The sequence below is a fragment of the Pseudomonas sp. NBRC 111133 genome, from assembly GCF_001320605.1.
GTDB classification, from domain to species: domain Bacteria; phylum Pseudomonadota; class Gammaproteobacteria; order Pseudomonadales; family Pseudomonadaceae; genus Aquipseudomonas; species Aquipseudomonas monteilii.
In genome coordinates this window covers 25,753-50,503 of record NZ_BCBJ01000101.1, presented here as the reverse complement: position 1 = coordinate 50,503, position 24,751 = coordinate 25,753, and the positions used below count along the sequence as shown (strand labels likewise).

At 61.0% G+C, this 24,751-nt stretch carries 17 protein-coding genes and 2 pseudogenes; 12 read left to right on the top strand and 7 right to left on the bottom strand.

The window, feature by feature from the left end; all coding sequences use genetic code 11:
* Window positions 1-61: 61 nt before the first annotated feature.
* Genes APH36_RS23620 through hutG form a run of 3 tightly spaced genes read left to right on the top strand, consistent with a single transcriptional unit; the run spans window position 62 to window position 3,500 of the window.
* Window positions 62-1,465, top strand: coding sequence for an amino acid permease (locus APH36_RS23620; RefSeq protein ID WP_060500633.1), 1,404 nt, complete (start codon window positions 62-64; stop codon window positions 1,463-1,465).
* A 15-nt stretch (window positions 1,466-1,480) separates the two neighbouring features.
* A complete protein-coding gene (gene hutI, locus APH36_RS23615; RefSeq protein ID WP_060500631.1) occupies window positions 1,481-2,686 on the top strand; it encodes an imidazolonepropionase in 1,206 nt (401 codons plus the stop codon).
* Window positions 2,687-2,696: 10 nt separating this feature from the next.
* Window positions 2,697-3,500 carry an N-formylglutamate deformylase gene (gene hutG, locus APH36_RS23610; protein WP_060500629.1) on the top strand — a complete coding sequence of 268 codons (804 nt, stop codon included), beginning with the start codon at window positions 2,697-2,699 and terminating at the stop codon, window positions 3,498-3,500.
* A 62-nt stretch (window positions 3,501-3,562) separates the two neighbouring features.
* On the opposite strand, the gene APH36_RS23605 is transcribed toward hutG, so the two are convergent.
* Window positions 3,563-9,052 carry a dermonecrotic toxin domain-containing protein gene (locus tag APH36_RS23605; protein ID WP_082426446.1) on the bottom strand — a complete coding sequence of 1,830 codons (5,490 nt, stop codon included), beginning with the start codon at window positions 9,050-9,052 and terminating at the stop codon, window positions 3,563-3,565.
* Between the two features lie 168 nt (window positions 9,053-9,220).
* On the opposite strand from APH36_RS23605, the gene pip reads away from it, so the two are divergent.
* From pip to APH36_RS23570, 7 genes are all read left to right on the top strand, one after another.
* Window positions 9,221-10,192: a prolyl aminopeptidase gene (pip, locus tag APH36_RS23600; RefSeq protein WP_060500625.1), complete on the top strand. Its 972-nt coding sequence runs from the start codon at window positions 9,221-9,223 to the stop codon at window positions 10,190-10,192.
* Window positions 10,189-10,626, top strand: coding sequence for a D-aminoacyl-tRNA deacylase (dtd, locus tag APH36_RS23595; protein ID WP_019098637.1), 438 nt, complete (start codon window positions 10,189-10,191; stop codon window positions 10,624-10,626). Before pip ends, dtd begins: the two co-directional genes overlap by 4 nt.
* Window positions 10,627-10,889: 263 nt before the next feature.
* Entirely contained in the window at window positions 10,890-12,629 is a 1,740-nt protein-coding gene (locus APH36_RS23590; RefSeq protein WP_201296075.1) for a glucan biosynthesis protein G, read from the top strand.
* Complete coding sequence (gene mdoH / locus APH36_RS23585) at window positions 12,622-15,195, top strand: glucans biosynthesis glucosyltransferase MdoH (RefSeq protein ID WP_060500623.1); 2,574 nt, start codon at window positions 12,622-12,624, stop codon at window positions 15,193-15,195. The genes APH36_RS23590 and mdoH overlap by 8 nt, the downstream gene beginning before the upstream one ends.
* Window positions 15,196-15,446: 251 nt before the next feature.
* The gene (locus tag APH36_RS23580; protein WP_060500637.1) at window positions 15,447-16,244 is read left to right on the top strand and encodes a transporter substrate-binding domain-containing protein; all 798 of its coding nucleotides are present in this window, start codon (window positions 15,447-15,449) and stop codon (window positions 16,242-16,244) included.
* A gap of 79 nt (window positions 16,245-16,323) precedes the next feature.
* Window positions 16,324-17,286, top strand: coding sequence for an amino acid ABC transporter permease (locus APH36_RS23575; protein WP_060500621.1), 963 nt, complete (start codon window positions 16,324-16,326; stop codon window positions 17,284-17,286).
* Window positions 17,279-18,013, top strand: a complete 735-nt coding sequence (locus APH36_RS23570; RefSeq protein ID WP_060500635.1) for an amino acid ABC transporter ATP-binding protein — start codon at window positions 17,279-17,281, stop codon at window positions 18,011-18,013. Before APH36_RS23575 ends, APH36_RS23570 begins: the two co-directional genes overlap by 8 nt.
* Window positions 18,014-18,143: 130 nt before the next feature.
* Here the strand turns inward: APH36_RS23570 and APH36_RS32355 are convergent, their stop codons facing one another.
* From APH36_RS32355 to APH36_RS31190, 3 genes are all read right to left on the bottom strand, one after another.
* Window positions 18,144-18,443: a hypothetical protein gene (locus APH36_RS32355; RefSeq protein WP_218187330.1), complete on the bottom strand. Its 300-nt coding sequence runs from the start codon at window positions 18,441-18,443 to the stop codon at window positions 18,144-18,146.
* A 17-nt stretch (window positions 18,444-18,460) separates the two neighbouring features.
* Window positions 18,461-19,279: an IS4 family transposase gene (locus APH36_RS23565; protein ID WP_218187329.1), complete on the bottom strand. Its 819-nt coding sequence runs from the start codon at window positions 19,277-19,279 to the stop codon at window positions 18,461-18,463.
* A gap of 91 nt (window positions 19,280-19,370) precedes the next feature.
* Window positions 19,371-20,339 (bottom strand): RHS repeat-associated core domain-containing protein, encoded by a 969-nt coding sequence (locus APH36_RS31190; RefSeq protein ID WP_177337128.1) that lies wholly within the window; start codon window positions 20,337-20,339, stop codon window positions 19,371-19,373.
* Here APH36_RS31190 and APH36_RS32175 point away from each other — a divergent pair.
* Window positions 20,319-20,495 carry a hypothetical protein gene (locus tag APH36_RS32175; protein WP_164525158.1) on the top strand — a complete coding sequence of 59 codons (177 nt, stop codon included), beginning with the start codon at window positions 20,319-20,321 and terminating at the stop codon, window positions 20,493-20,495. The genes APH36_RS31190 and APH36_RS32175 overlap by 21 nt on opposite strands.
* 54 nt (window positions 20,496-20,549) lie before the next feature.
* Window positions 20,550-21,797: pseudogene (locus APH36_RS23560) on the top strand (IS256 family transposase).
* Window positions 21,798-21,907: 110 nt separating this feature from the next.
* Here APH36_RS23560 and APH36_RS33300 read toward each other — a convergent pair.
* The 3 genes and pseudogenes from APH36_RS33300 to APH36_RS33290 all read right to left on the bottom strand — a co-directional run bounded on the left by APH36_RS33300 (window position 21,908) and on the right by APH36_RS33290 (window position 24,711).
* On the bottom strand, window positions 21,908-22,621 hold the full coding sequence (locus APH36_RS33300) for a methyl-accepting chemotaxis protein (protein WP_374754805.1): 714 nt from the start codon (window positions 22,619-22,621) through the stop codon (window positions 21,908-21,910).
* 141 nt (window positions 22,622-22,762) lie between these two features.
* A pseudogene (locus APH36_RS33295) lies at window positions 22,763-23,848 on the bottom strand (methyl-accepting chemotaxis protein); the annotation flags it as partial.
* 149 nt (window positions 23,849-23,997) lie between these two features.
* On the bottom strand, window positions 23,998-24,711 hold the full coding sequence (locus tag APH36_RS33290; protein ID WP_371257697.1) for a methyl-accepting chemotaxis protein: 714 nt from the start codon (window positions 24,709-24,711) through the stop codon (window positions 23,998-24,000).
* Between the last annotated feature and the right edge of the window lie 40 nt (window positions 24,712-24,751).

Genomic DNA, 24,751 nt, shown 5'->3' with positions numbered 1-24,751 from the left:
ATTGGGCTGCAAGGCAGCCCCCTTCGATCTCACGACCACAAAAACAATTTAAGGACGTGACATGCAACAAGCTCAAGGTCTCAAGCGCGGGCTGAGTGCCCGCCACATCCGTTTCATGGCCCTCGGTTCTGCCATCGGCACCGGGCTGTTCTACGGTTCCGCCTCAGCCATCCAGATGGCCGGCCCGGCCGTGCTGCTGGCCTACCTGATCGGCGGCGCTGCCGTATTCATGGTCATGCGCGCCCTCGGCGAAATGGCCGTGCACAACCCGGTGGCTGGCTCTTTCGGCCACTACGCCAGCACCTACCTCGGCCCCATGGCCGGCTTCATCCTCGGCTGGACCTACGCCTTCGAAATGGTCATCGTCGCCATCGCCGACGTCACCGCCTTCGGTATCTACATGGGCTTCTGGTTCCCGGAAGTGGCACGCTGGATCTGGGTGCTGGGCATCGTCTTCCTGATCGGCGGCCTCAACCTGTGCAACGTCAAGGTATTTGGCGAGATGGAATTCTGGCTGTCGCTGCTCAAGGTCGGCGCCATCGTGGCGATGATCCTGGCCGGCCTCGGCATCATGGCTTTCGGCTTCAGCCAGGTGGGTACCGGGCATGCCGTCGGCGTCAGCAACTTGTTCGACCACGGCGGCTTCATGCCTAACGGTGTGGGTGGCCTGATCGCGTCGTTTGCCGTGGTGATGTTCGCCTTCGGCGGCATCGAGATCATTGGCGTCACCGCTGGTGAGGCCAAGGACCCGCAGCGCGTCATTCCCAAGGCGATCAACGCCGTGCCGCTGCGCATTCTGCTGTTCTACGTACTCACCCTGTTCGTGCTGATGTGCCTGTACCCATGGCCGCAGATCGGCAGCCAAGGTAGCCCGTTCGTGCAGATCTTCAGCAACCTGGGCATTGGCTCTGCCGCCGCCGTGCTGAACATCGTGGTGATTTCTGCAGCCATCTCGGCCATCAACAGCGACATCTTTGGCGCCGGCCGCATGATGTATGGCCTGGCCCATCAAGGCCATGCGCCACGCAGCTTCGGCAAACTGTCGAAACATGGCGTGCCGTGGATGACCGTGGTGGTGATGGGCGCTGCACTGCTGATCGGCGTGCTGCTCAACTACCTGATCCCGGAAAACGTGTTCCTGCTCATCGCGTCCATTGCCACCTTTGCCACTGTATGGGTGTGGCTGATGATCCTGCTTACCCAGGTGGCCATGCGCCGCAGCATGAGCCGTGAGGAAGTGGCCCAACTCAAGTTCCCGGTACCGTTCTGGCCCTACGGCCCGGCCATGGCCATCGCGTTCATGGTGTTCATCTTTGGTGTGCTCGGCTACTTCCCGGACACCCAGGCGGCTTTGATCGTCGGCGTGGTCTGGGTGGTGTTCCTGGTGGCGTCCTACCTGCTGTGGTGCAAGCCGCGTGCAGGGCAGGGCAAGCCGGCAGCAGAGCCCGTCGAGCTGCACCGTTAGTAAAGGAGATTATGCATGAGAACCCTCTGGCAGCATTGCCATGTGGCAACCATGGCCGAGGGCCGTTATTCGGCCATCGAGGACGCGGCCATCGTCACCTGTGCCGGGCTGATCGAGTGGATCGGCCCGCGCGCCGAACTGGCGCCGGTCGATGCTGACCGCACGGTGGACCTGGACGGCGCCTGGGTCACCCCGGGGCTGATCGACTGCCACACCCACGCGGTGTTCGGTGGTAACCGCAGCGGTGAGTTCGAGCAGCGCCTGCAGGGCGTGAGCTATGCCGAAATCGCTGCCCAGGGCGGCGGTATCGCCAGCACCGTGCGGGCTACCCGTGCCGCCAGCGAAGACGAGCTGTTCGCCAGTGCTCGCCAGCGGGTTCAGGCGCTGATGCGCGATGGCGTGACCATGATCGAGGTCAAGTCCGGCTACGGCCTGGACCTGGCCAACGAACGCAAGATGCTGCGCGTGGCCCGGCGCCTGGCCGACGAACTGCCGCTGGCGGTGCGCGCCACCTGTCTGGCCGCGCACGCCTTGCCGCCGGAATACGCCGGCCGGCCCGACGACTACATCGCGCACATCTGTGACGAGATGCTGCCGGCCCTGGCTGCCGAGGGCCTGGTGGACGCCGTGGATGCATTCTGCGAACACCTGGCGTTTTCCCCGGCCCAGGTCGAGCGGCTGTTCATCAAGGCACGCGAACTGGGCCTGCCGGTCAAGCTGCACGCCGAACAATTGTCGTCGCTGCACGGCTCCAGCCTGGCAGCGCGTTACCAGGCACTGTCGGCCGACCACCTGGAGTTCATGACCGAGGAAGACGCCATTGCCATGGCCGCAGCCGGCACCGTCGCCGTGCTGCTGCCGGGCGCCTTCTATTTCCTGCGTGAAACCCAGCTGCCACCGATGGAGGCCTTGCGCCGCCACGGGGTGAAGATTGCCCTGGCCAGCGACCTCAACCCCGGCACTTCGCCAGGGTTGTCGCTGCGGCTGATGTTGAACATGGGCTGCACCTGTTTCCGCATGACGCCAGAAGAAGCCTTGGCTGGCGTCACCGTGCATGCCGCCACGGCGCTGGGCCTTGGCGACAGCCACGGCTCGCTGGAAGTGGGCAAGGTAGCCGACTTCGTCGCCTGGCAAATCGAACGCCCCGCCGACCTGGCCTACTGGCTGGGTGGCGACCTGCTCAAGCGCGTGGTGCGCAAGGGCCACGAAATTTCCCACTAAGCGAGGCACGATGGACAAGGTACTGAGTTTTCATCAAGGCCACCTGCCGCTGCTGATCAGCATGCCGCATGCGGGCCTGCGCCTGAGCGACGCCGTGCGCGATGGCCTGGTCGATGAGGCGCGCAGCTTGCCGGACACCGACTGGCACATCCCGCAGCTGTACGACTTCGCCCGCGACATGGGCGCCAGCGTGGTAGCTGCAGAGTACTCGCGCTTCGTCATCGACCTGAACCGCCCGGATGACGACAAGCCGCTGTACGCCGGCGCCACCACTGGCCTGTACCCGGCCACGTTGTTTGAAGGCGAACCGCTGTTCAAAGAGGGGCTGGCGCCGTCTGGCGAAGAACGCAAGCGCTACCTGGAGCAGATCTGGCGCCCGTATCACGGCACGCTTCGCCGTGAACTGGACCGCTTGCGCGAACAGTTTGGTTATGCACTGCTGTGGGATGCCCACTCGATCCGCTCGCGCATCCCGCACCTGTTCGATGGCAAGTTACCGGACTTCAACCTAGGTACCTTCAATGGCGCCAGCTGCGATCCGCTGCTGGCCGAGCGGTTGAAGGGCGTATGTGCCGAAGCCCAAAACTACAGCCATGTACTCAATGGCCGCTTCAAGGGTGGGCACATCACCCGGTATTACGGCGACCCGGCCAACCACATCCATGCCGTCCAACTGGAGCTGGCGCAGTGCACCTACATGAATGAGACCGAGCCATTTGCCTACCGCGAAGACCTGGCGCAACCGACTCAGCAGGTATTGACGCAGCTTTTGCAGGCACTGCTGGATTGGGGCAAGGCGCAGTATGGGCGTTGAAGTTCGCCCGTGAAGGTGGCGACGCGCTGCGGGCAATGCGCGTCGCCAGTTGCAGGGAGTGATCAGCTGTTAATCTGCGCTATCGTGAGCTCACGCAACAGTTCCTGCTCCTCCAGATTTTTATCGTTTTGCAATCTCTGCTGCAGGCTCAATTCCTCCTCAAGTGAGTGGTCCTTGCTGGCCAGTTCAAGCACAAGCTGGCGGAAGCGTGCCTCTACTTGTGCAAAGCGGTCGGCATGCTCGGCTCTCAGGCGTGCAACCCAGTCCGTGTTCGCCAGCATGTAGTCGACCAGGGGATCGCCCAGTTCACTTTTGCGCACCTTTTCCAGCACCTGCGACAGTTCATCCGGCGCCAGGTTTGCGGCACTTCGAAAACGCATGCTGTCGGCCAGTGGAAGGTCGAGCTCCCTGGCCAGTTCGCGGCGGTAGGCCAGTCGCACTGAAACCCTGTCGCCCGAGCCGGATCGCTGCTGGGCCAGTAGTTCCAGCTGCTCGACCCTGAACAGCTGCAACAGGCGCCTGCGCAACGTTTGCAGGGTATCGCCAGCCTCGATCATCAGGCGCTGTCCCATCAGGTACAACTCGATATTGTTGAACTCCTGCAGGGCACCATCGTGGCAAGTCTGCGAGCCGGTTTCCGGGTGAGGCAATGCGGCCGCGGCGATACTCTCCATCAACGGGCGCTCAGCTTCGTTGCTGGCGGCCACAACCAGCACCATGCGCACCCGCTCGCAGAAGCTGGCTTGCGAGGTCGGGTCCATATAGGGCGCAGCATTGCGCAAACGGCCTGCCAGGCGCAGCAGATCACTGCCTTCGAGCATTTCCCAGCAGTCGCGCAAGGCCTCGTTCTGGGCCTCGTTACCCAGCATCCAGTCTTCGAGCCTGGGCGTATCGTCGCTCATCAGAGGGAAGTGAGGATGGTCGAGTGATCCTTCGCTCGAAGAATTGACAAGCAACAGGTTGTCCGGGATGTCCAGCGCAAAGGAAAAACTGTGCTGGCTGTCCGAGAATGCGCGGACACGCATGATGGTCTCAAGGGGCAATGGATTGTCGAACAGCGAGATCGACGAAATCGGCATGGGATTGTTCAGGTTCGAGAGAATGTGCTCGGGCAATTGGGTAATGCGGTTGTTACTCAAGTCCAGCAGTTCCAGCGGCAGCAAGCTGTCGCACCAGCTGGGCCAGGCTTGCAGGTTCATGTTGGTCAGCGCAAGTGATTGCAGGTTGCTGGACAGCCGTGCGGGTACTTGGCTGATGGTACCGACGTGGTTACCGGACAAGTCCAGTGACGTCAGGTGTTCCAGGCCCGCGAAGACTTCCAGCATGGCCTGGTCGACGGCCAGCCCCATGTTGCGAAACTCCAGATAGTTGAGTTGGGGAAGGCGCGCCAAGGCAGAGGCCAGTGAGGAAGTGGCCGCCTGATGTGCATCGATGGTAAGCCGGGTGACATTGGGGAAGCGGCTGAGCAGGTCTTCGAGTTGCGACGCGGTGCCGATGGTGCGGGTCAGGACGAGTGCCTGAACCCGCTCATCAAAGAATGCTGGAAGCCGCCTGGGGAACTGATCGACAGCCACGTCCTCCAGTTGCAGGCGCAGGTATCGCTGGCCCTGCTCCTGTTGCTCCCAGAACTGGCTGATCGCTGCCTGAATGCGCTGCCTGTCCGCCAGCGCGGCCTGGGTCAGCGGGTTGCTGGAACTGGACGCCTGGGCCCAGCCTTCGATCGCGTCGCGCATCTGCTGGCGCTCATCGCGAATGCGTGCAAGCCGGCCTGTCAACTCTGCAGGCACATCCACGGTAATACCGGCTGTCTCGGCCCGCTCGTTCAGCAGCAAACGCTGTAAATGGGTTTCGTTGACAGGGTTGCCTTCGAGTGCGATCACCGTCGGGTTGGGCAGTGCGTCGGCTTCATTGAGCAGGAATGATGGCAATGACCTGAGGTTGTTGTTGCGCATGGACAGGCGGGCGATACGCCCCAGGGCATCACTGCCAATCCCGATCGGCCACTGTGCCAGTTGCATGTGATCCAGGCCCAGAAAATCCAGGGACAGTTCATGGAAGCTTGGGCTGTTGTTCGGGGCCAGGCGATTGCCACTCAGGTCCAGGTACCTCAACTGGCGAAGCCCCGCCAGCAGGTTGAGTTCATTTTCGGAGAACGGCAGGTTCTGGTTGGTGAGCACCAGCCGTTGCAGCTCGGGCAGGATCTGGGTGATGGAAGGGACACTGAGCAGAAAGAAAGAAGGTGTAGACCTGGGGTTATAGGGCCGGCTGATTTCCAGTGATTCGAGCTGCGGCATCTGCCTGAGCAGGCGTTGTAGCAAGCGTTCGTGCTGTGCCCAGCCGGAGAGGCTGCCTGACGGTAGATCGAGCAGGCTCAGGCTGCGCACGCGATTGGTGAAGAAATCGGGCAGGGTGAGAGGGATATCGGCCAAGGGGACGCGGGTAACACGCAGCTCGGCCGTGTGCTGGGTGTCATCCGCCAGGGCGGTGTCATACCAGTGTTGCATGATCGACTCGTGCAGGCCGTTGTGGTCGCGTGCAGCCTGCGCTGTCTCGGGTGAAATGCCCTCGCTCCAGTCCGCCAGCCTGCTTTGCAGTTCATTGCGCTGCTCCAGCAGCACCTGCAGATGCTCGAGAATCTGTACTTGCGTGCGGCCACCACTGGCAAGCGAAAGCAGTATCTGGTCCGCCGATAGCCCGGTATGTTCAACGAGTCCTGTTGCTTCGACCGCGTCGATCAGGCGCTGGCGGGTAACGCCTTGTGTTGCCTGGCGGCCCCCACTCAGCGGATAGCCCAGGCGCCCATCGGCCAAGCGCATGGGCGAACGGTAGCCGGGACGAACCGGTTGCATGCCCAGTATCGTCCTCATGGTCGAACGGGGCAGTAGGGGGCTTTCCTGTACCAGGCGCTTCAGCGCTAGCTGATCTGCGACGCCCAACTGCGTCATGGCCTCAGGCAGCGCCTGGTACAACGCGGCATAAAGGTCTGGGTATGCTGTTACCGCTGCATTGGGGCGGCTTTCATCGTGCACGATGTAGCCTGCCCCTGCATGGGTGATGGTCGGGTAGGGCCGCGTGTCCTGCGGGCCGATACGCTGCTCCTGGGCAGGCCAGGACATGCGCTGGAGCATCTGCAGTTTTGTTTCCGCGGGCCAGCCTGGCAGGCGCTCAAGCGTGTGCATGATCAGTCGGTCGCTGTCCCAGTTTGGCACACACGACAGGTATATCCCTTCGCGGGCGCGTGCAAGGCGGATGTGTTGCTGGTAGACGCGGATCTCCTCGCCAAGGCGCATGGGAACTTTGCCGCTGCCGAGCATTTGCCGTTCGCTGGCGTTGGCGCCGCGCTCCAGCTCAGCGATTATGGCGACTGGCAGGTTCGGATATACCCGCCGGATGGTCTCAGCTTCCGGCGGCAGTTCGCTCGATACGCGGGCGTAAGCCCGGGAAAACTCGGCTGGCCAGCTGCTTGCGTCCGGCGACCGGCGGATCGTTTCGTCCAGCTTGAAGCGTTGCAGCGTGTCTTCCAGCAAGGCCGGCAGCCGCTGGTTCTCGGCCAAAGCCCGACGCAGTACGTCTTCGTGGGTGTCGCTCACCGCAATTACTCGTTGCAACGTCGGTTCGTCGAATTGGGCATTCAAGTGACCGATGCGGCGCAGCAGTGCGATGCCCGACCAGCTCAGCGGCTTGTCCGTTACCTGCAGCCACGCCCCGGCGCCATTGTGCCGCAGTGGTGGCTCGTACCCGCCTGCCTTGGCGGGGTGCTCAATGCTGTAGGTGCCGGTGTCGGCATTCCATTTGAGTGAAAATGTCTTGCCTTCGAGGCGTAGCCAGATCTTGCCATCCTGACGGTACAGCCCAAGCCCATCGGGGCTGGCGTTTGATGGGAGCGTGACGTCTTGTTCGAAGGGGGTCAGGTCCTGGTTCCACAGGCGTGTGCTGCCATCCGGTAGCTCGACTTCCACCAGCTCTTCGATGAAGGAGGGTGTCGTCACCGCAACATTTTCTACCTCCGGCCCTTCCAGCGCACCGGCACCTTCACTACCTGACAGGCTTCCAGCTGCTTTGGCTGCTGCGGCCAAAGCGGCCATGATTGCCACGTTCTCAATGACATCGACCATGTAGGTGAACGCCATGTCGCGTTCGTCGTTCTTCCAGGCCTCGATGCCTTCGTATACCTCGTAAGCGAGTTGGGTCACGCAGACGGCAAGCATCAACTCGCCCAGTCCAGGCACGAAGAAACCGGCGATGTTCAGGCCCGTCAGCACACGACTGGCGATCAGCTCCCGGTGAGCCTGGGCGGTGCGCCGGTCGACGATTTCGGTCGGAGTTGCGTGGAACAGAACATCCTTTTCATGCCGTTCGGCTTTCTGGAAGGCCATGACGCCCTGGAACGCGTAGCTGAATGGCTTTGTAACCGGATAAAGGGCGGCATGCGGGTCGGGGACACGCTCACGTACCCCGCGAACGCTCCACGCGATGGGCGTGAGACGGTCCTTGAGACGAGTGATCGTCGATGCCTTGTCGCGGTCGGCGATGTGCTTGTCCAGGTAACTGATGTTGGCCTGAAGCCTGTCGCGCAAGTCGGCCTGCAAAGCCTCCAGGGTTGTAAATTCCTTGAGGGGCTCTGCGCTGTCCTCCGGGATGTACAGTGCCACGGCCTGATGACCTGCGGCGCGCATGGTGATCAGCACAACCCCGGTCAGCTCCGCTTCCCACAAGTCGAGAAAGCTGAACGTTACGGGCGAGGATGCCGATAGCGGCTGGTCTACGGGGACTGCAAGGGCTGCGGTGTACAGCGCCTCGCTGATATCGCCTTTGAGGCGGGCGAAATGCAAAGACTGCCGGAAGGCCGAAACCTCTGCTTGCTCCAGGGTCTGGTAAACGGACTGCCTGGCTTCATCCGCGCTGCGCTGCGCGCCCGGAGGGTAATAGATCGCATGCACCAGGTCATGGTACTTGCCACCGATGTCCAGCGTGCGGCACAGGTCGGCGAAGGCTTCGGCGTTGATATCCACTGCATTGCGGATCGGGACGGTGCCCATGAAGCGCCGATGATCGAGGATGACGGACTTCTTCAGCAGCGCCTTGGGCGCGTCCATGCCTTGCTCGGCAGCGGCGTCCTGGTCAAAGTTGTGTAGGGCGCTTTGCAGCAGAGAGCGGGTGGCCTGGTTTACGGCCATGCGCGCGTCGCTTGCGTTGGTCGAGTCGATCAGGCGGGCATCGACCAGGTACGTGTTGTGCACATCCAGGTCGAGGCCGAATCGCTGCTTGATGGCTTCAGTCAGGGCCTGGGCGGCGTAGGCTTGCAGGTCAGGTAGCTGTTCGAACAGTTTCTGCACCTGTGCCTGGTGTTCGCGGTGACGGGCATGTTCTTCCTGCCATGCCTTGGCGATTTTCGGTAGCCGCTGGATCGCTGTGGCCAGCCAGGCTGGAGCCTGCTGCCCGTTGCGCATGGCGCGATGAACCTCTGGCGGGGCGTGCCTGAGCCAATTGGGGATCTTGCGCTCGATGGTGGTGTAATGAACACTAGGCGACGTGGTGGCTGAGGTTGGCATGGTGGGCCCTTGCTAGGTATGGGACAAGGGACTATCGGGGGGCTGCCTGGCCTGCTGGAGGTAAATATGTGTGCCCGGTTTGTGGCCGTACCCTAGAGGACGGTGCTCTAAGCGCAATTCAGGTTTATGATGCCCAACGGCAGTCAATATCCTCACACGGAGTGCGCAATGCAGACCCTCTACCCGCAGATCAAACCCTACGCCCGGCACGATCTGGCCGTGGAAGCGCCGCATGTGCTGTATGTCGACGAAAGCGGCTCGCCCGAAGGTCTGCCGGTGGTGTTCATCCACGGCGGCCCGGGCGCCGGTTGCGACGCCCAGAGCCGTTGCTACTTCGACCCCACGCTGTACCGCATCATCACCTTCGACCAGCGCGGCTGTGGCCGCTCCACGCCACACGCGAGCCTGGAGAACAACACCACCTGGCACCTGGTCGAGGACCTGGAGCGCATTCGTGAGCACCTGGGTATCGACAAGTGGGTGCTGTTCGGCGGTTCCTGGGGCTCCACCCTGGCCCTGGCCTATGCCCAGACCCACCCCGAGCGCGTGCATGGGTTGATCCTGCGCGGCATCTTCCTGTGCCGGCCGCAGGAGATCGAGTGGTTCTACCAGGAAGGCGCCAGCCGAATGTTCCCGGACTACTGGCAGGACTACATCGCGCCAATTCCGCCGGAAGAGCGCGGCGATCTGGTCAAGGCTTTCCACAAGCGCCTGACCGGAAATGACCAGATTGCCCAGATGCACGCCGCCAAGGCCTGGTCCACCTGGGAAGGCCGCACGGCCACCCTGCGCCCCAACCCGCTGGTGGTCGATCGCTTCTCCGAGCCGCAACGTGCGCTGTCTATCGCCCGCATCGAATGCCACTACTTCATGAACAATGCCTTCCTCGAGCCGGACCAGCTGATCCGCGACCTGCCGAAAATCGCCCACCTGCCGGCGGTTATCGTGCACGGCCGCTACGACGTGATCTGCCCGCTGGACAACGCCTGGGCACTGCACCAGGCCTGGCCGAACAGCGAGCTGAAAGTCATCCGCGACGCCGGCCACGCGGCTTCCGAGCCGGGTATTACCGATGCCCTGGTGCGTGCGGCCGACCAGATGGCCCGGCGCCTGCTCGACCTGCCGCTGGAAGAAGCATGAGGGGCCTGCTCCAGCGCGTGCGGGGTGCGCGGGTTGAAGTGGCGGGCGAGGTGGTCGGCGCCATCGACCAGGGTTTGCTGGTGCTGGTGGCCGTCGAGCCTGAAGATTCCCGTGAACAGGCCGATAAGCTGTTGCACAAGCTGTTGAACTACCGTGTGTTCAGCGACGAGCAGGGCAAGATGAACCTGTCGCTCAAGGATGTCGGTGGCGGTTTGTTGCTGGTGTCGCAGTTCACCTTGGCGGCGGACACCCGCAACGGCATGCGCCCGAGCTTCTCGACGGCAGCGCCACCGGCCCTCGGCGCCGAGTTGTTCGACTATCTTTTGCAGCAGGCAAACGCGCAGCACACCGACGTGGCCAGTGGCCGCTTCGGTGCGGATATGCAGGTGCACCTGGTCAATGATGGCCCCGTAACATTTATGTTACAAATGTGAACTCAAAAAACCCTTTGTTTATGGGAAAACAAGGGGTTTTGTACGATAAATAGTTGTTCCAGCCTGATGCGTTGTCACGCGACCTGCTGGATAATCGCGCGCTGCGTGGACCTGCGTTCGCAGGTTCGTTTCACTCTGACTCGAGCATTGTCTGGATCCGTTTGGGGAATCATTACGCCCTCACGGGGTCCGAACAGTGCTCGCCAACCCGGCATTTGTCGCTGGCCGTTGGTTTCATGATCTGTTTTCGGCGAGGGTTGCTCGTGATTGTTAGTCCCCAAAAAGCATCAAGAATCCCCGGAACCGGGCTGCGCAAGGCTTTGATGGCCAGTGTGGCACTGGTCGGCCTGATGAGCGCGGGCCAGCTGTGGGCATTCAATCTTGACGATGTTGCAGCCAAGGCAAAGGATCTGGCCGGCCAGAAGTACGAAGCACCCAAAAGCAACCTGCCGGCCGTATTCCGCGACATGAAGTTTGCGGACTATCAGAAAATTCATTTCCTGCAGGAAAAGGCCGAGTGGGCCAAGGACAAGACCCCGTTCAAGCTGTCGTTCTATCACCAGGGCATGCACTTCGATACCCCGGTGAAAATCAACGAGGTCACCGCCACCAAGGTCGAGGAAATCAAGTACGACCCGAGCCGCTTCGAGTTCGGTGACGTGCCACACGACCCGGAAACCACCAAAAATCTGGGTTACGCCGGCTTCCGCGTGCTGTACCCGATCAACAAGGCCGACAAGCAGGATGAGATCATGACCCTGCTTGGCGCCAGCTATTTCCGTGTGGTCGGCAAGGGCCACGTGTACGGCCTGTCGGCCCGTGGCCTGGCCATCGACACCGCGCTGCCATCGGGCGAGGAATTCCCGCGCTTCACCGAGTTCTGGGTCGAAAAACCCAAACCGGCCGACAAGCACCTGGTGATCTACGCCCTGCTGGATTCGCCACGCTCCACCGGTGCCTACAAGCTGACCCTGCGCCCGGGCAACGATACCGTGGTCGACGTACAGTCCCAGGTCTTCCTGCGTGACCAGGTCAGCCGCCTGGGCATAGCCCCGCTGACCAGCATGTACCTGTTCGGCCCTAACCAGCCGTCCAAGGTGCTCAACTACCGCCCGGCCCTGCACGACTCCGAAGGCCTGTCGATCCACGCCGGCAATGGCGAGTGGATCTGGCGCCCGCTGAACAACCCGAAACACCTGGCCGTGAGCAACTTCAGTGTCGAGAATCCGCGTGGTTTCGGCCTGATGCAGCGTCAGCGCGCCTTCAGCGACTACGAAGACCTCGACGACAACTACCAGAAGCGCCCAAGCGCCTGGATCGAGCCGAAGGGTGATTGGGGCAAAGGTACCGTCGACCTGGTCGAAATCCCGACTGCCGACGAGACCAACGACAACATCGTTGCCTTCTGGAGCCCGGAAAAGCTGCCGGAGCCAGGCAAGCCGTTCGAGTACGCCTACCGCCTGCACTGGACCATCAACGAGGCGAAGTTCCAGGCGCCTGAGTTGGGCTCGGTCAAGCAGACCCTGCGTTCCACCGGTGACGTGAAGCAGTCCAACCTGATTCGCCAGCCAGACGGCAGCGTGGCCTTCCTGGTCGACTTCGCCGGCCCGGCCCTGGCCGCACTGCCGGAAGACACCGCCGTGCGCAGCCAGATCAGCGTGGGCGACAACGCCGAGGTGGTCGAGAACAATCTGCGCTATAACCCTGAGACCAAGGGCTGGCGCCTGACCCTGCGCTTGAAGGTCAAGGAAGCCAACAAATCGACCGAAATGCGTGCCGCGCTGGTGCGCGATGTGCCGGTCGAACCCGCCAAGCCTGCGCAGGACGCCAAGCAGGACAAGGCCGCAGCCAAACATGCCAAGGCCGAGAAAGCCGTCAAGGCTGAGCAAACTGCCAAGGCCGAACAACCTGCCGCCGATGCGGCGCCCACCAACGGGGCCCCGGCCACCACCGAGAAGGTGCTGACCGAGACCTGGAGCTATCAGTTGCCTGCCGATGAGTAACTCAAGCGCAAGGCCAGTATCGCTTGGCGAGTACCTGGCTCACCTACCACTGAGTGACGAGCAACGGGCGGAGCTCGCCAATTGCACGTCGTTCAGTGAGCTGCACCAACGTTTGGCGGCCAAACCGGCCGCCGACGCTGCCGAGGCCGTGCAGGCCTCGGTGGGCCCGCGCCTGACCGTGGGCAGCGCCGCCGAGCTGGAAGACGCCGAAATGCTCGGTGTCGACGGCAGCGGCCGCCTGTGCCTGAAAATCGCCCCGCCGATCAAACGCACCAAAGTGGTGCCAGAGCCTTGGCGCACCAACGTGCTGATCCGCATGTGGCGGCGCATGACCGGCCGCACCAATGCCCCGCAGCCACCCAAGCGCGAGCTGCCGCCGGCGCGCTGGCGCACGGTCGGCTCGATCCGCCGCTACATCTTGCTGGCCCTGATGATCGGCCAGACCATCGTCGCCGGCTGGTACATGAAGGGCATCCTGCCCTACCAAGGCTGGTCGTTCGTCGACCTCGACGAAATCCTCAACCAGTCGCTGTGGGATACGGTGGTGCAGGTGTGGCCGTATGCCTTGCAAACCTCCATCCTGATTCTCTTCGGCATCCTGTTCTGCTGGGTGTCGGCGGGCTTCTGGACTGCGCTCATGGGCTTCCTCGAGCTGCTCACCGGGCGCGACAAGTACAAGATTTCGGGCAGCAGCGCCGGCAACGAGCCGATTGCACCCGAGGCGCGTACCGCACTGGTAATGCCGATCTGTAACGAAGACGTGCCGCGCGTGTTCGCCGGCCTGCGTGCAACGTTCGAGTCGGTGGCCGCCAGCGGCAACCTCGACCGTTTCGACTTCTTCGTGCTCAGCGACACCAACGACACCGACATTGCCGTGGCCGAGCAACAGGCCTGGCTGGACGTGTGCCGCGAAACCAAAGGCTTTGGCCGCATCTTCTACCGCCGCCGTCGGCGCCGGGTGAAGCGCAAGAGCGGCAACCTCGACGACTTCTGCCGTCGTTGGGGTGGCGAGTACAAGTACATGGTCGTGCTCGACGCCGACAGCGTCATGAGCGGCGAGTGTTTGAGCAGCCTGGTGCGCCTGATGGAGGCCAACCCGGACGCCGGCATCATCCAGACCGGGCCGAAAGCCTCGGGCATGGATACCCTGTATGCACGTATGCAGCAGTTCGCCACCCGCGTGTACGGCCCGCTGTTCACCGCCGGCCTGCACTTCTGGCAGCTGGGCGAGTCGCACTACTGGGGCCATAACGCGATCATCCGTATGAAGCCGTTCATCGAGCACTGCGCCCTGGCGCCGTTGCCGGGCAAGGGCGCGTTCGCCGGTGCAATCCTTTCTCACGACTTCGTCGAAGCCGCGCTGATGCGCCGTGCCGGCTGGGGCGTGTGGATCGCCTACGACCTACCGGGTAGCTATGAAGAGCTGCCGCCAAACCTGCTGGACGAGCTCAAGCGGGACCGCCGCTGGTGCCACGGCAACCTGATGAACTTCCGCCTGTTCCTGGTCAAGGGCATGCACCCGGTGCACCGTGCGGTGTTCCTCACCGGGGTGATGTCGTACCTGTCGGCGCCGCTGTGGTTCCTGTTCCTGGTGCTGTCGACTGCGCTGCTGGCGACCAACACCCTGATGGAGCCTCAGTACTTCATCGAGCCGTACCAGTTGTACCCGCTGTGGCCGCAGTGGCACCCGGAGAAGGCCGTGGCGCTGTTCTCCACCACCATCGTGCTGCTGTTCCTGCCCAAGCTGCTCAGTGTCATCCTGATCTGGGCCAAAGGTGCCGTCGAGTTCGGCGGGCGCGTCAAGGTCACTTTGTCGATGCTGATGGAGATGCTGTTCTCCATGCTGTTGGCACCGGTGCGCATGATCTTCCACACCCGCTTCGTGCTGGCCGCGTTCCTCGGCTGGGCCGCGACCTGGAATTCGCCGCAACGTGACGACGACTCCACTCCGTGGGGCGAGGCTGTGCGCCGCCATGGTCCGCAAACCCTGCTGGGTATTGCCTGGGCTGGGCTGGTGGCGTGGCTGAACCCGAGCTTCCTGTGGTGGCTGGCGCCTATCGTTGGCTCGCTGGTGCTGTCGATCCCGGTTTCGGTGATTTCCAGCCGTACGCGCCTGGGCCTGGCAGCCAAAGACGAGAAGCTGTTCCTCATTCCCGAGGAATACGCTACCCCGCAAGAGTTGCTGGCCACCGACCGGTACACCCACGAGAACCGCTGGCATGCCCTGCATGACGGCTTCGTGCGGGCCGTGGTCGACCCACGCCAGAACGCCCTGGCTTGTGCCATGGCCACTGCCCGTCATGGTCAGGCGGCGCCGATCGAAGCGCTGCGTGCTGAGCGTGTGGCCAAGGCCATGGAGGTTGGGCCGAAAGGGCTGGACCTCAATACCCGCCTGGCCCTGCTCAGCGACCCGGTGGCCTTGAGCCGCCTGCACGAGCAGGTGTGGGCCGAGCCCAATGCGGCGTGGATCGATGTGTGGCGTGCGTCGATCAAGAACGACCCACATTCGCCGCTGTTGCCGCTGCATCCGGAGAACGAAGGCCAACCGGCACTCGTCGGCGCCTGATTGATCGCAATCGCGAGCTACGCTCGCTCCTACGATGAATACCCGTAGGAGCGAGCGTAGCTCGCGATGCGCCGCGCAAGCGGCGCTCGATTCTTCGGCCACAATCCGATTTTGGCCAACAAAGTCCCCCCCGGCTCTAGGTCCCCGAGCCGCCATGCGTTAGCATCCCATTCCGAAACGACGCCTCGGCCAGTACGGCCGTGCCAATACAATAAGATTCGCTACTTTTCTTGCTAGGGGACTTGGTGATGATCAAGAAATACCTTTCGCGACTGCTGGTCGGTGTTACCGCCCTGGTCGCCGTGACAGCGGCCCAGGCCGGCGCCATCGATGATGCAGTCAAGCGCGGCACCCTGCGGGTGGGCATGGACCCGACCTACATGCCGTTCCAGATGACCAACAAGCGTGGCGAAATCATCGGCTTCGAAGTCGATATCCTCAAAGCCATGGCCAAGTCCATGGGCGTCAAGTTCGAAGCTGTATCCACCGCCTATGACGGCATCATCCCGGCCCTGCTGACCGACAAGTTCGACATGATCGGCAGCGGCATGACCCTGACCCAGGAACGCAACCTGCGCCTGAACTTCAGCGAACCCTTCATCGTGGTGGGTCAGACCCTGCTGATTCGCAAGGAACTGGCGGGCGAGATCAAGTCGTACAAAGACCTCAACAACGAGAAGTACCGCCTGACGTCCAAGTTGGGCACCACCGGTGAAATGGTCGCCAAGAAGCTGATCGGCAAAGCCAAGTACCACGGCTACGACAACGAGCAGGAAGCGGTGATGGATGTTGTCAACGGCAAGGCTGATGCCTTCGTCTACGACGCACCGTACAACGTGGTGGCCGTTGAGAAGGCCGGCGCTGGCAAGCTGCTGTTCCTCGAAGAACCCTTCACCTACGAGCCGCTGGCCTTCGGCCTGAAGAAAGGCGACTACGACAGCATCAACTTCATCAACAACTTCCTGCACCAGATCAAGCATGACGGGACCTACGATCGTATTCACGACAAGTGGTTCAAGAACAAGGACTGGCTGAAGGAAATGGAATAAGGCCCAGGCCACAAGCCCGGCTTTATGACCCCGACGCGCAGGCAAACCCTGCGCGTTCGCATTTACGGAAGTACCCCACGTGATCAAACACAAGAAAGCCCAGTGGCCCTGGCACGGGCTGACCGCCCTGGTGCTGGTAGGCCTGGCGATCAGCCTGTACATGGCCACCTCGATGATTTCCTACGAGTGGCGCTGGAACCGTGTACCGCAATACTTCGCCTACAAGGCCGAGGAAACACAGCGCGCTGCCAATTACGGCACCGTGCAGGACATCGTCATCTCCGGCGATAACGCCCGCGTCACGCTGAAAGATGAAAGCGGCGCCGAACAAGTACTTGATGTGGCCAAGGACAGCCTGCAACTGAGTCGTGGCGACGATGTGGCCGAAGGCGACCAGATTGGCGTCACCCGTCATTGGGCGGCTGGCCCGCTGGCATGGGGCCTGTGGACCACGCTGTGGATCTCGGTAGTGTCCGGCGCCCTGGGCCTGGTAATCGGCCTGTTCGCCGGTTTGTGCCGTTTGTCGAACAACCCGACCCTGCGCGACCTGTCGACCGTTTATGTCGAACTGGTGCGCGGCACGCCGCTGCTGGTACAGATCTTCATCTTCTACTTCTTCATCGGCACCGTGCTCAACCTGTCCCGGGAGTTTGCCGGGGTGGCGGCACTGGCGCTGTTCACTGGCGCCTATGTGGCCGAAATCGTCCGTGCCGGGGTGCAGTCCATTGCCAAGGGCCAGAACGAAGCGGCCCGCTCGCTGGGCCTGAACGCCGGCCAGTCGATGCGGCACGTCATCTTGCCGCAGGCATTCAAACGCGTGCTGCCGCCGCTGGCCGGCCAGTTCATCAGCCTGGTCAAAGACACCTCGTTGGTTTCGGTGATCGCCATTACCGAACTGACCAAGAGCGGCCGTGAGGCCATCACCACCTCGTTCTCGACGTTCGAGATCTGGTTCTGCGTGGCAGGCCTGTACCTGCTGATCAACCTGCCGCTGTCGCACATTGCCAGCCGGCTCGAGCGGAGGCTTGCGCAAAGTGATTGAAGTCCGTGACCTGCTGAAAGTCTTCGACACCCGTGGCCAAGTGGTACGGGCTGTGGATAACGTCACCACCCATGTCGCCAAGGGCGAGGTGGTAGTGGTGCTCGGCCCATCGGGCTCGGGTAAGTCGACCTTCCTGCGCTGCCTGAACGGCCTGGAGCATTTCGACGAGGGCCATGTGGCCATCGATGGCCTGCAGCTGGCCGACCCCAAGACCGACATCAACGCGTACCGCCGTGAAGTGGGCATGGTGTTCCAGCACTTCAACCTGTTCCCGCACATGACCGTGCTGGAAAACCTGTGCCTGGCGCAGAAGGTGGTGCGCAAGCGCAGCAAGGCCGAGCGCGAGGCCAAGGCGCGTGCGTTGCTGGAGAAGGTGGGCATTGCCCAGAAGGCCAACGAATACCCGTCACGCCTGTCCGGTGGTCAGCAGCAGCGGGTGGCCATTGCCCGCGCCCTGGCCATGGACCCGAAGGTGATGCTGTTTGACGAGCCCACCTCGGCGCTGGACCCGGAAATGGTCGGCGAGGTGCTGGATGTGATGAAGACCCTGGCCCAGGAAGGCATGACCATGGTCTGCGTCACCCATGAAATGGGCTTTGCCCGGGAAGTGGCGGACCGGGTGCTGTTCTTCGATCACGGCAAGCTGCTGGAAGATGCCGCGCCGGCACAGTTCTTCGAGGCGCCGGAGGATGGGCGGGCGCAGGCGTTTTTGCGGCAGGTGCTGTGAGTGGAGGAGGGCGCATTGCGTCCCTCCTGTAAGCAGATTTTTGGCTGGTTAGGCTCTTTACGATTTCGGCCTAGAGCGTGATCGGCAGGCTCGTCAGGCTAATGCCAGTCAGTTAAGCTGACTGGCATTTTCATTTTCGGGTCGGATATTTTGCTGGTCGTTGCTTCACCACTCTCGGGAACCAACGATCAGGTCGTCGATGAGGCAAGACATACTGCGCCGCTGATGCCTGCAGATCCGTCAGAAATCCTGGCAGGTTACCGGGATGATTCAGTGACGTGCCATGCAACAAGCCCAAGATTGCCCAGCTGCAAGCGGTAAAGCTCATTTCGCAGGGGTAGACGCCCGGGCACTGCTTCGACATCTGAACCATCTGATAACGCAACAAGTTGTAGCCCAGCAGCACGCCCCACAACTCTTGCGCAATCATTTCTGGCGTCTTGCTTCTCATTGTGTATTCGCCGCCCAAGAGCCTTGCTTGATCTCCCGGTAACCCAATTCGATTTCCCAGCGCTGGCTGTAAAAATCGACGATCTCATCGCCCGGGAAGCGCAGCGGATCGGTCATCGAGGTCAAGACACTCACAACCTTTCCTTTGATCGTTTTGCTCAATAGTCGCGCTCGAATCTTGAGCGGTAAGCCCGGCCACTGCTTGCGGGCCTGGGGCGATGTGCGCAAAACGACCAGGGCATCATTACGCCCAAGCTTGTGCTCAACCTCATACTGAATGCCCTTTTTCAAGGGGATCAGCCAGTGGCGCTGATCGCCTTGCGATTGCCAGTGATGTAGCAAGCCCAACGAGTAGAAACCTTTATCGAAAAGGGTCAATGACTGGTTAGGCGTCGTGGCGATCAGCTGTTTAGCCAGCTTCATTTCACTGCTGTGGTAACTTTCAAAAGTGCTGCTGATCAGCAAATGGCTAGTCAACTCCATCTGACAGACCATTCGAACTTGAGGAAAACCGCCGTCCCCATGCTGGTTGGTCGCACCACCGTAGAACGCGCGGTTTTCTGCCGTGTCAGGGGTGTTCCAAACAACCCCGTCCACGCCAAGCAGCGTCAGCCCCAACCATTGCGGGTGTTTGGCCTCTTCGTGCCATCGTTGCTGGGTGAGGGTAAAAACTTCACGTACCGCTTCGCTACCCAATCGCTGGCGACCTTGCACAACAGCGCTGAGGGCCACGAGTGGCCGTTTGCCGGGCAGCATGATGTCCATGTGCTTCACGACATCCCAGGCCTCGTGCGAGAGTTCATGCCGCTTTGCCATCACAGAATTCCTTTCCGTCGATGGCGGGGACTCTACAAAATCTCAGTGCTCAAAGGGCAGCGATTGGGGTTCTTGGGATTTCATACAGAGCCTAATATACAAATGTGTGACCCATGTTGCGGCTAATGACTTCGGTTGTATTAGCACTAGCTCTGATTTGGGCTGACACTATTGATATGTGTTCTAGAACTTGAGATTGTTTCCCTATCGGAAGGGTAGCTAAATTGAGCTGAGAGGTGTGGTAGTTGAGGTGCCCGAGAAGATCTTCAATAGTGCTTTTTATTTTTCTTAGTTCTCCGTTTGTATCTCTTTTTTTTAACTCTTTTATTATCGATTTTCCAACTTGTATTTTAAGTTTCAGGTCTTTTTGTGTAGCGTAGTAGCCGCCGCCGTAATCGTCGATGGTTCTCAATCCCCACTTTCCTTCATCTATTTGTCTTAAAGCTTGCTCCCTACGTGAGAACTCATAATCGTATAAACCCTTTTGTCTTTTGATTTCTTCCATCAATACAAGGCTTGTTTTGGCAGATTTTTGGGTGCGTGAGTTATTTAGAAGGCTGGGGGTATAGTTGGTTTCGCTGTAAGATGTTTGGATATATCGGAGCCGGATGCGGTCGAAACTTGAACCTGGCCTAAAAGTTTTATAATGACCTGATGGGTCGACGGCATTGATAGGATCATCTTCGCAGTAGGCATAATAGTTCAAGATTTCAAAGGGTGGTACGGTATCACTCGATTTGAAGCGATTGATCTCAGGCGAAAAAGCGCGGAAGCCTTTGCCAAGTAAATAGCTTTCACACAGCGGGTCGGGTAGTTCTCCCGCGTATGCGGGAATTCCCCTTTCACTGCTTTTGGTATACCCAAACGGCGCATAGTTGATGTTGCGGGTTTCGAGTGTGCTGTGTGTTGTCAAGATCGAGTGGTTTTGATCGTGGGCAAGTAGCGTCGGTGATGGGCGTGCGCTGCTGAGCACAGCAAGAGGGCCAGTGCGGCACCGGAGGAATAAAGAAGTAGAATCTTTATGCAAGGTGTTGAATACGTGATTGTTCTGGTAGAACATTTGCGTTTTAACCTTTGTACTCGTCATGGCTACGCCTCGATCTGGATGAGTGTCGCGGATACGCTACTGGCGCTGGAAATTAACGACAACTGGCATTTTTGTCAGGTGCTCTCGCGTTACGCCACGCGTGTCAGTGGGCTGCAAGGCAGCCCATGAGGGGGGGTGTCATAAATTTTGTGTTCGGGCATAACATGAGTAAGAGGTGCATGTATGCCAACCAAAAAGAAACCCCTGCGTGACCTGCCCAAAATCCCCAAAGAGCTGCTGGAGCAGTTCGGTGAGGGCCTGATGACCGCAGAGGCTATCGAGGATGCCTCTGCGGCGTTCAAGAAGGCCTTGATCGAACGCGCTCTGCATGCCGAACTTGGCTACCACCTGGGTTATCCGCCGGGCGCGCAGCGCCCAGAGGATGAAACCAACCAGCGTAACGGCAAGAGTGGCAAGACGGTTTTGACCGGTGATGGCCCGCTGCGGCTGGAAATTCCTCGTGACCGAGACGGCAGTTTTGCGCCCATTCTCATCCCCAAGCATGAGCGGCGGTACACCGGTTTCGATGACAAGATCATCGCCATGTACGCCCGTGGCATGACGGTCAGAGAGATCCGAGCCTTTCTGTCCGAGCAGTATGGGACGGACGTTTCACCCGATTTCATCAGCTCTGTGACAGACGAGGTCATGGAAGAAATTGGCGCGTGGCAGCAGCGGCCACTGGAGCCGATGTACCCGGTCATTTTCTTCGATGCACTGCGGGTGAAGATTCGCGAAGAAGGCTTGGTGCGCAACAAGGCCATTTACTTGGCGCTGGGCGTTCAACCCGACGGAACCCGCGATATCCTGGGCATCTGGATCGAGAACACCGAGGGCGCCAAGTTCTGGATGAAGGTCTTCAATGACCTCAAGACGCGTGGTGTCGAAGATGTACTGATTGCCGTGACCGATGGCCTCAAAGGCATGCCAGAGGCCCTCAGCGCCGTGTTTCCAGAGACGACGCTGCAGACGTGCATCGTGCACCTGATCCGCAACAGCCTCGACTTCGCGGCCTGGGACAAGCGGCGGGCACTGGCCAAGGAGCTCAAGCCGATCTACCAGGCCATCAACGCCGAAGCGGCTGAGCAGGCTCTCGATGAGTTCGAAAACGGGCCGTGGGGTGAGAAATATCCGACGGTTGTGACGGCTTGAAGACGGGCTTGGGATCGTGTGATTCCGTTCTTTGTTTTCCCGCCAGCCATTCGGAAGGTGATCTACACCACCAACGCCATCGAGAGCATCAACGCCCAGCTACGCAAGGTCATCAAGACTCGCGGGCATTTCCCGAATGATGACGCAGCGACCAAACTGATTTGGCTGGGATTGCGCAACATAACAGCCAATTGGGGAAAACCGGCCCATGACTGGAAAAGCGCGATGAATCAATTTGCGATTCTGTACGGAGATCGGTTCATCAGGCCAACCTGGTGAAAATCAGGGCCTGCCTGACGGCAGGCCGCTACCGGCCCGCACACAAAAAATCTGACAGTCCCATGAGGGGCTGATCATCAGGTACATCTGGCCTCTTGATCAGGGTCCCTTCAGATACTGAATCGCCCCACCATGCCCCGCAGTTGCTGCCCCAGCTGCTTCAGCTCGCCACTTGACGCGGCAGTCTGTTCACTGGCCGCACTGGTCTGGTCAGACACATCCCGCACATTCAGCACGCTTCGGTTGATCTGCTCGGCCACCACGCTCTGCTCCTCGCTGGCGGTGGCAATCTGCTGGTTCATGCTCTGGATGCTCGACACCGTGTGGGTGATCTGGCCCAGGGCATCACCGGCTTTGCGGCTGAGCTCGACGCTCTGCTCGGTCAGGCGTTTGCTGTTGTCCAGCAGGTGGGTGACCTCGTCGGTACCGTTGTGCAGGCTGCTGATCAGTTGGCTGATTTCTTCGGTGGCGGTCGAGGTGCGTTGCGCCAGGCCGCGCACTTCATCGGCCACCACGGCAAAACCACGGCCTGCTTCCCCTGCGCGGGCGGCTTCGATCGCCGCGTTCAGGGCCAGCAGGTTGGTCTGTTCGGACACCGACTTGATCACATCGAGGATGCTGCCAATCCGCTGGCTTTCGCCCGCCAGGTGCTGCATGGCCGTTAGGCAATGGTCCATCTGCCCGGCCAGTTGCTCGATACGGCCGATGGCTTCGGCTACCACCTGGTCACCCAGTTGCGCCTGCTGGTCGGCGTTGGTCGCGGCCAGCGAGGCCTGCTCGGCGTTCTGTGCCACTTCCTGCACGGTGGCGCTCATCTGGTTCATGGCGGTGGCCACCTGGTCCGTTTCCTCACGCTGCTGGTTGATGCGCAGCTTGGTGTCCTCGCTGCTGGTCGCCAGCTGTGTGGCAGCCTGCGACAGCTGACCAACACCCTGGTCGATGCCCCCGATCAGCTCGCGCAGGCTCAAGGTCATTTCGCGCATGCTGGTTTGCAGCTGACCCATTTCGTCGCGGCGTTGCACGGTGTCAACCTGGCTCAGGTCACCCTTGGCGATGCGCGCGGCCACGGCCAGTGTCTGACGTAGTGGCTGCGTGATCTGCAGGGTAATCAGCCAGGCGGCTACCACCCCAAGCAACAGCGCCAGCAGCGCCACGCTGGTGAGCAGCGAGCGGGCGGCCAGGGCTTCGCTGTCCCGTTGTTCAACTTTGCGCCCGGCCAGTTCTACACTCGCCACGCCCAGTTCGTCGCCCATTTTTTCCATGCTGTCCTGCAACTGCTCGGCGCGCACCGCTGCGCGGCGGTACTGATCCAGGCTGGCCCGGTATTTGGCCAACTCGACGCCGGGCTGCTCGGTCAGTGATCGTGGCAAGCTCAGCGGCGCCAGAGCCTTTAGCAGTTGCTCAAGGCTCTTGTCGGCGGCGTCCAGTGCATCGTCGCCGACCTTGGTGAACGCCTCGACGGGCGAGAAGGTGTAGGCCGGTACAAGGCTTTGCTGGTTGGCGCCTTCGACATGGCGACTGAGGCTTTCCATCAGGCCCAGCGCGCTGCCTTGTTGGCTCTCAGACATCGTCAGCAAGGCTTGGGTCTGCAAGTCGTCGATGACATCGTCCAGTTTGAGCGCTTGCGCTTGCATGGCCTGGCGCAGTGTCGTACGGCTGGCGACGGTGCTTTGCAGCTCGGTGAAGTCTTCGCGCAGCTGTTGCAGCAATTGCAGTTTCTGCGTCAGCAACTGACGGGACTCGTCAACGCTGCTGCGCTGCTGCAACGTGGTCAGCATGCGCTCCAGTTGCTCGATGGCCTGCTGGATGCGTGCCTTGCTGGTGTCGTCGCTGAGTACGCGGAAGGTGATGCGCTCGGCACGCAGGTCTTTGACCAGATCGTTAATCTGGCCAATTTCACTGAGCTGTTGCGAGCGGTTGATGGCGCCATCCAGAGCACGCCAGCCGCTGATGGTGGTGGCCAGGGTGAGCAGCAGGACCACGGCGAAGCCGAGGGCCAGCTTGGCGGCGACATTGAGGTTGCCGAGCTTGCGGTTGAGGTAGCCGAGCATGGGAAGTCTCCGTGCGATTGGGGGAGGGCATGCAGGCGTATTACCGGCATGACACCTCTGCCAATCGGCAGCGGAGCTGTAGGACTTGACCTGATAATCAGGTAGGAAATTTCACTGCTGTATGTAGGAAGGTTCTCTGGCTCCTCGGTTTAGAGCCTGAACCGCCCCACCAACCCCTGCAGGTGGGTGCCCAGCCGCGCCAGCTCCACGCTGGAACTGGCTGTCTCTTCACTGGCTGCCGAGGTCTGGTCGGAAATGTCCCGCACATTCATCACGCTGCGGTTGATCTCTTCGGCCACGGCCGTCTGTTCTTCTGCAGCTGTGGCAATCTGCTGGTTCATCGCCTGGATCGACGACACGGTACGGGTGATGGTTTCCAGCGAACTGCCGGCGCGGCGGGTCAGCTCGACGCTGCTGTCGGTCAGCTGGCGGCTGTTGTCCATCACAGTGGCCACCCGTTGGGTGCCGCTTTGCAGGCCGGCAATCAGCTCTTCGATCTCTTCGGTCGACTGCTGGGTGCGCTGGGCCAGGCTGCGCACTTCGTCGGCCACCACGGCAAAGCCACGCCCGGCCTCGCCGGCGCGGGCGGCTTCTATGGCGGCGTTCAGGGCCAACAGGTTGGTCTGTTGAGCCACCGACTTGATCACGTCGAGCACGCTGCCGATCTTGTCGCTCTCGGCCTTGAGCTGGTTCATCGCTTCGCTGGAGTTGACCACTTCGCCCGCCAGGCGCTCGATCTGCGCCACGGCCTCGCCCACCACACGGTCCCCTTCGCGGGCTTGCTGGTCGGCCATCAGGGCGGCTTCCGAGGCCTGCTCGGCGTTGCGCGCCACTTCATGCACAGTGGCGGTCATCTGGTTCATGGCGGTCGCCACTTGATCCGTCTCGACCTTTTGGTTGTTC

Excerpts from the sequence above, each read along its gene's own strand:
- mdoH (WP_060500623.1), top strand. The coding sequence starts at position 12,622 with ATGAGTAACTCAAGCGCAAGGCCAGTATCGCTTGGCGAGTACCTGGCT.
- hutI (WP_060500631.1), top strand. The coding sequence starts at position 1,481 with ATGAGAACCCTCTGGCAGCATTGCCATGTGGCAACCATGGCCGAGGGC.
- hutG (WP_060500629.1), top strand. The coding sequence starts at position 2,697 with ATGGACAAGGTACTGAGTTTTCATCAAGGCCACCTGCCGCTGCTGATC.
- dtd (WP_019098637.1), top strand. The coding sequence starts at position 10,189 with ATGAGGGGCCTGCTCCAGCGCGTGCGGGGTGCGCGGGTTGAAGTGGCG.
- APH36_RS33300 (WP_374754805.1), bottom strand. The coding sequence starts at position 22,621 with ATGAACCAGATGAGCGCCACCGTGCAGGAAGTGGCACAGAACGCCGAG.
- APH36_RS23605 (WP_082426446.1), bottom strand. The coding sequence starts at position 9,052 with ATGCCAACCTCAGCCACCACGTCGCCTAGTGTTCATTACACCACCATC.
- APH36_RS32355 (WP_218187330.1), bottom strand. The coding sequence starts at position 18,443 with ATGATTGCGCAAGAGTTGTGGGGCGTGCTGCTGGGCTACAACTTGTTG.
- APH36_RS31190 (WP_177337128.1), bottom strand. The coding sequence starts at position 20,339 with ATGTTCTACCAGAACAATCACGTATTCAACACCTTGCATAAAGATTCT.
- APH36_RS33290 (WP_371257697.1), bottom strand. The coding sequence starts at position 24,711 with ATGAACCAGATGACCGCCACTGTGCATGAAGTGGCGCGCAACGCCGAG.
- pip (WP_060500625.1), top strand. The coding sequence starts at position 9,221 with ATGCAGACCCTCTACCCGCAGATCAAACCCTACGCCCGGCACGATCTG.
- APH36_RS23620 (WP_060500633.1), top strand. The coding sequence starts at position 62 with ATGCAACAAGCTCAAGGTCTCAAGCGCGGGCTGAGTGCCCGCCACATC.
- APH36_RS23565 (WP_218187329.1), bottom strand. The coding sequence starts at position 19,279 with ATGGCAAAGCGGCATGAACTCTCGCACGAGGCCTGGGATGTCGTGAAG.